Origin of the sequence: Lacipirellula parvula (assembly GCF_009177095.1) — a bacterium.
Taxonomy (GTDB): domain Bacteria; phylum Planctomycetota; class Planctomycetia; order Pirellulales; family Lacipirellulaceae; genus Lacipirellula; species Lacipirellula parvula.
The window spans coordinates 4784396-4795692 of record NZ_AP021861.1; the positions used below are offsets into that span (position 1 = coordinate 4784396).

General features: G+C 63.2%; 9 protein-coding genes. 7 read left to right on the plus strand and 2 right to left on the minus strand.

Annotated features, from left to right (window positions below):
• Positions 1-31 precede the first annotated feature (31 nt).
• The 4 genes from PLANPX_RS18760 to PLANPX_RS18770 are packed head-to-tail and all read left to right on the plus strand — an operon-like array spanning position 32 to position 4248.
• Positions 32-682: a DUF4129 domain-containing protein gene (locus PLANPX_RS18760; protein ID WP_152100211.1), complete on the plus strand. Its 651-nt coding sequence runs from the start codon at positions 32-34 to the stop codon at positions 680-682.
• On the plus strand, positions 675-1997 hold the full coding sequence (locus tag PLANPX_RS27805; RefSeq protein WP_198421762.1) for a DUF4350 domain-containing protein: 1323 nt from the start codon (positions 675-677) through the stop codon (positions 1995-1997). The genes PLANPX_RS18760 and PLANPX_RS27805 overlap by 8 nt, the downstream gene beginning before the upstream one ends.
• Complete coding sequence (locus tag PLANPX_RS18765; protein WP_198421763.1) at positions 1982-2929, plus strand: AAA family ATPase; 948 nt, start codon at positions 1982-1984, stop codon at positions 2927-2929. The genes PLANPX_RS27805 and PLANPX_RS18765 overlap by 16 nt, the downstream gene beginning before the upstream one ends.
• Positions 2926-4248, plus strand: coding sequence for a DUF58 domain-containing protein (locus tag PLANPX_RS18770; RefSeq protein WP_152100213.1), 1323 nt, complete (start codon positions 2926-2928; stop codon positions 4246-4248). Before PLANPX_RS18765 ends, PLANPX_RS18770 begins: the two co-directional genes overlap by 4 nt.
• A gap of 3 nt (positions 4249-4251) precedes the next feature.
• On the opposite strand, the gene PLANPX_RS18775 is transcribed toward PLANPX_RS18770, so the two are convergent.
• On the minus strand, positions 4252-5301 hold the full coding sequence (locus tag PLANPX_RS18775) for a stage II sporulation protein M (RefSeq protein WP_152100214.1): 1050 nt from the start codon (positions 5299-5301) through the stop codon (positions 4252-4254).
• Between the two features lie 89 nt (positions 5302-5390).
• On the opposite strand from PLANPX_RS18775, the gene PLANPX_RS18780 reads away from it, so the two are divergent.
• Entirely contained in the window at positions 5391-6215 is an 825-nt protein-coding gene (locus PLANPX_RS18780; RefSeq protein ID WP_152100215.1) for an RDD family protein, read from the plus strand.
• Between the two features lie 33 nt (positions 6216-6248).
• Here PLANPX_RS18780 and PLANPX_RS18785 read toward each other — a convergent pair whose 3' ends face one another.
• On the minus strand, positions 6249-7076 hold the full coding sequence (locus PLANPX_RS18785) for a hypothetical protein (protein WP_152100216.1): 828 nt from the start codon (positions 7074-7076) through the stop codon (positions 6249-6251).
• A gap of 419 nt (positions 7077-7495) precedes the next feature.
• Here PLANPX_RS18785 and PLANPX_RS18790 point away from each other — a divergent pair, with 419 nt between their 5' ends.
• Both PLANPX_RS18790 and PLANPX_RS18795 read left to right on the plus strand, forming a co-directional pair.
• Positions 7496-8650: a cellulase family glycosylhydrolase gene (locus tag PLANPX_RS18790; protein WP_152100217.1), complete on the plus strand. Its 1155-nt coding sequence runs from the start codon at positions 7496-7498 to the stop codon at positions 8648-8650.
• Positions 8651-8848: 198 nt separating this feature from the next.
• Positions 8849-11290, plus strand: coding sequence for a glycosyl hydrolase family 95 catalytic domain-containing protein (locus PLANPX_RS18795; RefSeq protein ID WP_232536180.1), 2442 nt, complete (start codon positions 8849-8851; stop codon positions 11288-11290).
• The last annotated feature ends 7 nt before the right edge of the window (positions 11291-11297 follow it).

Below are 11297 nucleotides of genomic sequence, written 5' to 3' on the forward strand. Positions count from 1 at the left end.
GTTCGTTTCACGCCGCTTCGTCTGCAACCGCATGCCCAGCGCCACGCTCCCCGCCGCTGAAGAGATTCGCAGTTCCGCGCGACTGATCCTCGAGCGCCCTGAGTTCCAGGTTGAAACCGCCCCGCCTGGCGGCAGCGAGCTGGTGCGCTTCCTCGAATGGACAATCGAGTTACTTCTCGCGCCTTTTCGCTGGCTCTTTAACGCGATGGATGGGCTGCCGGAGCTGCTTCGCTGGATCATTGTGTTCGCGCTAGCTGGTCTGCTCATCCTGCTACTGGGGCATATCTTCTACACGTTCGCGACCGTCCTCAGGCCATCGACTCGACGCCGCACTGCGGAAGAAATCCTGGTCAGCGATGAGCAACGGCCCGCCGATTTCGAAAAACTTGCCGACGCGGCGGCCGCCGAGCGCGACTACATCGGCGCCATCCGCTGCTTGTTCCGCGCGGCGCTACTCAGCCTGCAACAGCGTGAGCAGCGCCGCTTGCGGCCCGGCATCACCAATCGCGAGCTGTTAGCGCGGCTGCGCGACCCGCAGCTACGCGATTCGCTCCGGTCGTTCGTCGAAGTGATCGACGCCGGCTGGTACGGCCGTTTGCCATGCGGCGCCGGCGAGTATCACCGTTGCCGCGAGGCGTACCAATCGATCCGCGCCTACAGCGAGGCGAAGGTCGATGCTTAGCGCACGCAACGTCATCGTCGGCGTCATCTTGCTGTTGCTGCTGTCGCTGGGCAGCGCGATTTGGATGGCGTTCACCAACGTGCCTGGCCAGGATGGCTGGGGCGCCGACTCCAGGGGCGTCCGCGCCGGCGGCTTCCGGGCGGCTCACGACGTCTTGCTATCGCTGGGCGTCGCCGTCGACCGCCAGTTGATTCCGTCGATGACCGACGCGGAACACGATTCGACGTTCGTCATCTGGGCGCCAATGACAACCTTGGTCGACATGGAACCGGCCCACCTGACGCAGCTCAGCCGGTGGGTAGAGCAGGGGGGGCGCCTTGCCGTCACGCGGCCAGCGGCGGATCGCGGGCTGTTCGCGAAAGCTCGAGCATCGGCGAACAAAAATCCCAAGGACGTCCTCACCGAGTTAGGATTGCCTGATGTCTTCTTCCTCGAAACCAATGTGCTACCGCAAGGCGAAGTCACTGATCTGGTCGACGAAGCCGCAGGTCGGCCTTGGCGTCAAATCGGTAAGAATTGGCTACAAGAGAAATCGACCAAGGTGCGCTACGTCCAAGTGAAGCTTCACGGCAGCTGCCGCGAGTGGGACGGGGTCAACGCGATTTGCGTCCCGGAGAAGGAGGCGTGGTCGATCTCGTACGACGAGCCGCAGCCCGTCGGCCGCGTGACGTTCGTCGACAAGGACGACGAGCGCCGCACGCTCGCGGCGATTTTCCCCGTCGGCAAGGGAGAAATCGCCGTCATGGCGTCGCCAGCGATCGCCTCGAACTGGTTGCTCGGCGAAGCCGATAACAGCGTCCTTGCCTTCCAACTAATGACGCTGGGACGCTCGCGCGTCGTCTTCGATGAATTTTATCATGGACTCACCATCCGCGGGAACGCCCTCTGGCTGTTCACGCAGCCCGGTTACGCGGCGCTCGCACTCGCCATCCTCGCCGTCGCGGGTTGCTGGATCTGGCGGAGCGCGGTTCACCTCGGCCCGCCGATCGCCGATCGCCCTGTATCGCGGCGGTCGATTGCCGAATATGTCGAAGCAATGTCCCGCTTCATGCTCCGCGGCCGTGGCAGCGATCGGCATCTTCTCAGCAAACTGCGGAGCGGCACGTTATGGTCGCTGGCCGAATCCTCCGGCCTGCCGCCCGACCTCGACGACGTCGACCGCATCGCCGCCGCCATCGCCCGCCGCGATGGGAAGCGATCGGCAGACTTCACGCGCGCGATCGATCAGGCCGATCGCGTCCTCGCCGACGCCAAGGCCAACCCCGCAGCCATCCTCGACGCCATCAGAAAGGTAAACGCTTGTCTCTCGAACTAACCTATCGCGCCATCCGCGAGGAGATCGCCAAGGTCGTCTTCGGCCAAGACGAGACGATCGAGCTGTCGTTGGCTGCGCTCTTCAGCAGCGGGCACATCTTGCTCGAAGGGCCGCCCGGCGTGGCGAAGACGCTGCTCGTTCGCACGATCGCCGCGGCGATGAACTTGTCGTATCGCCGTATCCAGATGACGCCCGACCTGCTGCCGAACGATATCACCGGCTCGTCGATCTACCGGGAAACGTCGCGCGATTTCGAATTTCGCCCGGGCCCGGTGTTCACGAACTTCTTGCTCGCCGACGAAATCAACCGCGCGTCAGCCCGCACTCAATCGGCGCTGCTCGAAGCGATGCAGGAACAAAGCGTGACCTACGATGGCGTCTCGCGGTCGCTTCCCGATCCGTTCATCACATTCGCAACGCAGAACCCGATCGAACAAGAAGGAACCTACCCGCTGCCACTGGCGCAGCTCGATCGGTTCATGTTCAAGGTGATCGTGACGTACCCCGACACGCAGGATGAAATCCGCGTGCTCAAGGAGCATCACGCCACTGGCGGGCGTTCCGATCCGGCCCGCATGAATGTGCAGCCAATCGTCTCGCCTGAAGACATCGTCGCAGCGCGGCTGGAGATTCGGCAAACGCACGTGCGCGACGAAGTGGTCGACTACGCCTGCCGACTGCTGCAAGCGACGCGTAACGACGACTCGCTCGCCGTCGGGGCGAGCCCTCGCTCGGGCCTCATGCTGCTGATGGGGGCCAAAAGTCTCGCCCGCTTCGCCGGCCGCGACTACGTCACGCCCGACGACGTGAAGCACGTGCTGCTCCCCGCGATGCGGCACCGCGTGGTGCTCAGCGCGGCGGCGGAACTTGAAGGAGCGACGACCGATGAAGTCCTCGCCAATCTTATTGAATCGGTCGAGGTTCCACGGTGACCATCCGGCCGGCGCCACGACTGCTGGGGGGAATTTTCGCAGCGGCAGCACTCGCGCCGCTGGCGTTCGCGTGGCCGCCGATTCTTGGCGTCATCTGCGGTCTGTGGTTACTCCTCGCCGTGTTAGCGTTGCTTGAATACCGAAACCTCAAGCCGATGCTTGCTGGAGTAAGCGTGCAACGCCGGCTCCCCGCGAACGCCGCGCGGGGCTTGCCGTTCGTCTGCGAAACGACAGTTGCCAACAGCGGCTCGCTCCCAATTCATGCCGTCGTTCGCGAGGGTGTTCCGCCCGCGGCGTTGCAGGGGCCAGCGTTCGTGCCGCTTGAACTCGCCGCCGGCGCCAGAAAGACGATCACGGCGAGGCTGACAATCCCTGTCCGCGGCCAGCATTCGTTCGGGCCAGCTTGGGTTCGCATTCGTGGCCCTTGGAAACTCTTGGAAGCGCAGCAAGGCTTCGATCTCTCAGGTGGAATCAAAGTCCTTCCCGAGACCTATGCCTCGCGCGAGACGCTCAGCCAAGACCAACGCGCGCGGCTAATGCAACTCGACAAACTGACGCGCACCCGCCGTCACGGCGCCGGCAGTGAATTCGAGTCGCTCGCCGAGTACCGCCCCGGCGACGACCCCCGCCGCATTGATTGGCGCACCACCGCCCGCGTACGCCGCCCGGTGATTCGCCGCTACCAGGTCGAGCGCCACCGCGACGTGATGATCGTCATCGACTCTGGTCGATTGATGGGCGCCTCCGTCGGCAATGGCACGAAGCTCGACTGCGCCGTCGACGCCGCGCTGATGCTCGCCCGCGTCGCACTACAAACCGGCGACCGCTGCGGCATTGCCGTCTTCGACGACGCGGTTCGCGGCTACCTGTCGCCGGTCGCGGGGGTCAGCGCGATGGGACCGCTCGCCGATCAAGTCTACGCCCTCGACTCCCAGATGCGCGAGGCAGACTTCGGAGCAATGTTCGCCGAACTGCAAGTCCGCCAGCCGCGACGCTCGCTGATCGTCGTTCTCTCCGATCTCGTCGACGAAGAGACTTCGCAGCGGATGCGAACCTCGATGATGCGCTTAGCGAAACGGCACGTCGTGCTGTTCGCCGCGTTGCAAACGCCGCTGCTCGCGGCGGCGCTACGCGGTGAAGTGAATTCCCTGCTCGACGGGGCCCGCAAAGGGGTCGCCCTCCGATTGCTGCGGCAACGGCGCCGCGCCCTGCACTCGCTGCGTCGCGCCGGCGTCCACATTCTCGACGTCGCGCCGAGCGACCTGTCGATCCCGTTGATCAACCAGTTCATCGAACTGCGTTCGCAAGACCTGCTCTAGCGGCTAAGCTTTCCCAGCCGGCAAGAACGCCGATGCCAAGTCCTCAGCGGAAAGCGCGAGCATTTCCTCTCGCCAGCGACTACGGCGTTCGCGAATCGCCCCGTGCGCCAAATAGAGAATCCAGAAGACGCCGCTCGCCGCCGCGAAAACGAGGCGACCGTCGGTGGAGAGATGGCTCTGCCGCAGAAAGCTTTCGATGGAGGCCGCCGCGACGAGCATTCCCGCCACGCCAATCGTCATCGCTCCCGCTTCAATGCCGGCGCGTCGCAAGCTCTCGGTGCGCGTCAGCATCCTCGGGCTCACCACCGCCTGTCCCAGCTTCAGCCCGATGCCGCCGCACAAGATGATCGCCCCCATTTCCGTGATGCCGTGCGGCAGAATCCACGCCCACATCTCGGTCGTCAGGCCAGCGCGATAGTGAACGGCGATGAACGATCCCAAAATCATGCCATTCAAAATCATCAGAAAAATCGTCGGCACGGCAGCCAGCACGCCGAGTCCGAGCGCCATGATGCCGACCTTCAGATTGTGCGAAAACAGGAACGACGCGAACACAAACTTGTCGCCGCCTCCTTTTTCCCGGCCACTGCGCAGCACTTCAATCAGTTGATCGCGACTCGCCCCCGGCTGCCTGGGGTCGCCCGCCGGCATGAGCGCATAGGCAGCGACCGGATCGCTCAGCGACGCGAAAAACGCCAACAGCGCCCCGGCGATCAGCAGCGCCGCTGACGCCGCATGGAAGCGCCAGTTCCGCACGATCAGCCGCGCGAACCCTTCGTTCACAAACGTCCAGGCTCCGCGAAACATCGACTGTTGCGGCGGCAAGTAGATGACGCTGTGGGCCGCCGACGCCAAACCATTCAGGTACTGCTGCAACTGCCGATCGCTGCTCCGCGTTCCCGCCTGCGCAACATGCACGGCGACGCGGCGATAGAGGACGTCGAGCCGTTCCAACTCCGCAGGCTCAAGATCCCGCGGCGAGCGACGCGCACGCTGCACCAATTGGTCCAGTTCGTCCCAAAGCGGCTTGTTGCGGGCGTAGAAATGGCTCATATTCGCTGATCCCCCGTGCGACGGGGAAGTTCGCGTCCTCGCGACGTCGGAAGCTAATTAACTCCGGTTCTCCGGCTCGGCATCATACCATGAATCACCAGGTCGCATTCGAAACGCCCGAGAACATTCATGTTTCGTATCGCCTGGCCGGCGTCGGCACGCGATTCGTCGCGTGGTTTGTCGACCAACTCATTTTGACCGCCTTCTGCATCCTGTTTGCAATCGTCTCCCTAATTGTCGGCGCATCGCTCGGTTGGTCGCTAGGCGGCTGGCTGCCGAAGCTCGATCCCAAAACTTCCAGCGATCCCGCTGAGAACGCGCGGCAAATTGTACTCATTGCCGGCGGCGTCTCCATGGCCGTGTGGTCGCTCGGAGGGTTTGTCTACTTCGGTCTCAGCGAGTTAATTCTCCGCGGCCAGACGATCGGCAAACGGTTAATGCGCATTCGCGTCGTCAACACCGATGGCTTTAGTCTCCACCCCGCAGGCGTGCTGGTCCGAACGATCTTCCGCCTCATCGACCAGCTGCCGGTGCTCTGGATCGTGCCGGTGATCACCAAGCAGCAACAACGCTTCGGCGACATGACCGCGCGTACGCTCGTCGTCAGCGACGAGACCACTGAATTGAGCCCCCTGCGCGAGGCTCTAGCGAATCACCCGCCCGCTGAGAGTCGCTTCCGCTTCGATGCGACGATGCTGAAGAAGTGTCGATCGATTGACTTCGAAGCTGCCGAGCAACTCGTGGAGCGCTGGAACACGCTGGCCGAACCGCTGCGAGACACCGTCGCAGAAAAGATCGTCACGGCCATCGCCGGTCGCGTGGGGACGGAAGCGCCGCCGCCAGCGGAGCAACGGGCGTTTCTAATCGACTTGCTCGCCGCAGAGTTCCGCCGCCAAAGCCGCAGCCTTGGTTAGGCAAACCGATTCGGCGATCATCGAACGCGTGCTTTAGCCCTTGCGACTCAATCCGCGGACGAAGCGGCCGCCCGATTCATACACCGGCCCCAGGCCGCGGACGCGCACCAGCTTCACAATCGCCTGCCGAAGCTCGAGCCCTGCGATCGAAAAATCGAGCGCGTAGTACGGCGCCCGCAAATACTGCGTGTGAATGAGACCGATGCCGTCGTGCGAAACGTTGGTCGTCGTCATGCGAATCGGTTTGCCGGTGACGCGAAAGTCTTCACCCAGCGGTACGGCCACGACGGGCGCGACCGCGGCGTATCGCTTGTAACGCCGACGTTCCACGCCCTTAAACTCGCGGGATGTCAGCATGCGCACCAACCGCTGCAGATGCTCCGGCGGCGTCGAATCGACTGGTTCCTCGGGAGCATTCCCCAAATTGGCAATGAGTCCGTCTTCCGCGGCAAGCAGCGTGACGCCGCTGTAGTCGGCGAGATTTTCGGGATCGAACGTCGCGTAGACGATGGCTCCGCAGCTCTGGCAATACCAAGCCTGTGCGTTCGCCCGCGGCGTTGGCGCACGAAACGCATGCCAAGTCGCACAGCCGGCGCAGTTGCCGTGGCCGAGAACGTCGGCCGCCTCAAGTTGTTGATCGGTGGCAGCCGCGGTTCCGATCAGCGCGCTCGATACGGCGCCGCTCGTAGGGCACTCGATGACCGCTTCTTCAATCCCCTGGCCGCGCAGCGTCTGCAGTTGTCCCGCATCGAGCTGGGCGCCCTTCTCCAACAGCTTTTCGCGCTGCCCGTCGTACAACGACGCCGCGAGAATGCTGCCGGGAGCAATATCCTCAAGTCGAACTTTGCGATAGGCAACCATTGCGATTTCCTTTGTGCCGATGCGAAGGAAGTTTCGCGCGGATGAGTCGGCGGAACGAGACTTCTGACGAGACTGCACAACCCTATGCCACTGTTCCCGCCTGCGAAGAATCTCTGCGGGTAAACGCACCGGTCTATCCCAAACTTGCGCTCGGTCGCAGCGGGAATCGCCCGCATGATCGCGCGCACCTGCACGATCGTCATGATGCGAACCATTGCTTGCCGCCGCCGCGACAGCCAGCGGCGCCGTCGGCCAGCGCGAAGTCTGTCGTTCAACACGGCAAATCTCAAGAAACAGTGAGATTCGCCGCTCTTAAAAGTGTCGCAAAAACGCAATTCCCGCGGGTTGTCGCCCCTGCGGGCTTGGCCGACAATCGAGTGCTGATCGTCTCTCTTCGTTCACCCAGGCAGACCCCTCCCATGAAGCTCATACCGCTACCTTCGCGTCATTTCTCTTCCTGCAGTTCGAGCCTCTTTGCCGCCGCTATGGCCTGCACGCTGCTCGCCGCCTCAGTCGCCGCGGCCGGCGAACGCTGGTCGGCGGAGAAGGCCAATGAGTGGTACGGCAAGCAGCCGTGGCTCGTCGGCTGCAACTTCTCGCCGAACACCGCCATCAACCAACTCGAAATGTGGCAAGCCGAGACGTTCGACCCGGAGACGATCGACCGAGAACTTGGCTGGGCTGCGTCAATTGGTATGAACACCGTCCGCGTCTTCCTACACGACGTGCCGTACCAGGACGACGCCGAGGGTTTCTTCAAGCGCATTGATCAGTTCCTCGACATCTGCGCGAAGCACAAAATCCGACCGATGGTCGTCCTGTTCGACGGCGTCTGGGATCCAGATCCCCAATCGGGCCCGCAACGTCGCCCGCGCTTGGGCGTCCACAACAGCGGCTGGGTCCAGGGTCCGGGCCGCGTCATCCTTGCTGATCCCAAAAAACAAGACGCGCTGAAGGGTTACGTCACCGCCGTCATCAAGCGCTACGGCCAGGACGAACGCGTCCTCGCGTGGGATCTGTTCAACGAACCCGATAACCCCAACTCGAACAGCTACGGCCCGCTGGAATTGAAGAACAAGGACGAAGCCGCTGAGCGGCTCGTTCGCAAGAGCTTCGAATGGGCCCGCGAGGTGAATCCGTCGCAACCGCTGACCGTCGGCGTCTGGCGCGGCCCTGAATGGGACGCTCACGACAAGCTGAACCTGGTCCACAAGGCCGCGCTCGAACTGAGCGACGTTATTTCGTTCCACAACTACGACGGACCCGAGATTCTCAACGGCCGCATCGCCCAGCTTCGCAAGACCGGCCGCCCGCTCATCTGCACCGAGTTTCTCGCCCGCGGCAACGGCAGCACGTGGGAAGCAGTGCTGCCGATCTTCAAGAAAGAAAAGATCGGCTGCTACTGCTGGGGCCTCGTCGACGGCAAGACGAACACGAAGTACCCGTGGCCGACCTGGGCGATGCCGGAACTGGGCGAACCGAAGCCTTGGCATCACGAGATCTTCCACACCGACGGCAAGCCCTACAGCGACGCCGAGGTGAAGTTCATCAAGGGACTCACCGGAGCCAAATAATTGCGAACAATCGCCGCCTGACGGCGATTACGAATAGACGACCGAGCCGGCGGAGGAGCCTTTCCTCCGCCGGCTTTTTTCGTGGCTGCTCGATTGGCTAATCGCGGGCGCTGGAGCCGCCAACCACCGACAGTGGTCGTCGACTAGGATGAGGTGCGACCGCCACGCGCGGCGAACTCCTTCCCAGGCGCCCGATGCATGACGTTCAGCAGCCTCAGCTTCTCGCTTCACGCAACCAGTTTCGCCGCCGCACTGTTGATCGCATGCTCCGCCGGTATGACGGCCCATGCAGACGACCCCACGGCGGAGCAGGGGAGCGGACTAGCACTTTGGTACGACGCACCAGCCGAGCGTTGGACTGAGGCACTCCCCATCGGCAACGGCCGACTCGGCGCTATGATCTTCGGCGGCGTTGCCGAGGAACGGCTGCAACTCAACGAAGACACCCTCTGGACCGGCGGCCCGCATTGTTACGATCACCCCGGCGCCGCCGAGGCGTTGCCGGAGCTTCGCCGGCTGCTATTCGCCGGCCGCCAACGCGAAGCGGAAGCCCTGGCGATGGAGCGATTCATGTCGATCCCGCTCCGCCAGCGCGCCTACCAGCCGCTCGGCGACCTCAAACTCACGTTTCCCGTTCATGGGAAGGCCGTAAACTATCGCCGCCAACTCGACCTCGACGCCGCCATCGCAACTACGGAGTACGAAGCCGACGGCTTCCGCTACCGCCGCGAGATTTTCGCCAGCGCCCCGGCACGGGCGATCGTTGTACGCCTCTCCAGCAACCGCGCCGGACAGTTGTCGTTCAACGCTGCGCTCGACAGCCCGCAAACCGATCTCGAATTCAGCGAGGTGCGTTTCGGAGCCTCGCCCAAGCCAAGTCTCCGCCTCACTGGCCGCGTCCGCGATCAAGTCGATCAAACCGGCGCCCCCGTCCCTGGCGAAATGAAGTTCGCCGCCAACGTGACGCTCATCGAAACTGACGGCAACGTCTCGATCGACGCGCGAGCGCTCCGCATCTCCCACGCCACGCACGCCACGCTGCTTGTCACCGCTGCGACGAACTTCGTCAATTTCCAAGACATCTCCGCCGATCCGATCAAACGCAGCGACGAGGACGCTGAACAATCCGCGCGTGACTCGTTCGAAACGCTCCGTCGCGATCATCTCGCAGATTACCAGCCGCTGTTCCGCCGCGCAACGCTGCAACTCGGCCCGCCGGCCGGCGACGCCTCACTGCCGACCGATCAGCGCATCTTAAACTATGCGGAAGACCAAGATCCGCGACTCGCCGCGCTCTTTTTTCAGTACGGTCGGTACTTGCTGATCGCCTGCAGCCGTCCCGGCGATCAGCCGGCTAACCTGCAAGGCATGTGGAACGACCGGCTAAAACCGTCGTGGGATAGCAAGCATACGACGAACATCAATTTTGAAATGAACTACTGGCTCGCTGAAATCGCCAACCTGCCGGGGTGTGCGGAACCGCTCTTTGCCGCCGTCGACGACCTCGCCGTCAGCGGCGCTCGGACCGCACGCACCCACTACGACGCCGACGGTTGGGTCGTCCACCACAATTTTGACTTGTGGCGCGGTACGGCGCCGATCAACAACTCGACGCACGGCATCTGGCCGACCGGCGGCGCGTGGCTCTGCCACCATCTGTGGCAGCACTATCTCTATACTGGCGACAAAACCTTCCTACGCGAACGCGCGTACCCGCTAATGCGCGGCGCTGCCGAGTTCTTCGTTGACACCCTCGTCGAAGATCGGCGCCCCCCAGAACATTGGCTCGTCAGCGGCCCCAGTAACTCGCCAGAGCAGGGAGGCCTCGTGATAGGTCCGACGATGGACCATCAACTCATCCGTGACTTGCTGGCGAATTGCGTCGCAGCGGCGGCGATCGTCGGCGACGATCGCCCCGAAATCGCGAAGTGGCAAGCCATGCAGCGCCGCCTCGCCCCCAACCGCATCGGCCGGCACGGTCAGCTGCAGGAATGGCTCGAAGACGTCGACGATCCGCACAATGATCATCGCCACGTTTCCCACCTCTGGGGACTCTACCCCGGCAGCGAAATCACCGTGGAGACTCCCGAGCTACTGCAAGCCGCACAGAAGTCTCTAGAATTTCGCGGCAACGAAGGTACGGGCTGGTCGCGAGCCTGGAAAATCAACTTCTGGGCGCGGCTTCGCAACGGTGATCGCGCCTGGCACGTGCTCAACGGCCTGCTCACGCTTACCGATTCGCCCAAAACGAAGAACCGGGGCGGCGGCGTCTATCCCAACCTCTTCGACGCCCATCCGCCGTTTCAGATTGACGGCAACTTCGGTGCGGCGGCCGGCATCGCTGAAATGCTGCTGCAGTCGCATCTCAGCGGACCGGACGACTCTGCGATCATCGAACTCCTGCCGGCGCTGCCCGTCGCTTGGAGCGAAGGCGAAGTCGCCGGCTTCCGCGCCCGCGGCGGTTTCGAACTCTCCTTTGCATGGAAGGGCGGAAAGCTCGCGCGAGCGACCGTCAAATCTTTGCTCGGCAAACCACTCACAATTCGCTGCGGCGACCACTCGCTCTCGCTGCCAACGAAAATCGGCGCCGAGTATGAACTCGACGCCGATCTTCAGTTGAGTACTGCGAGCAAGGAGTAACCTCGAA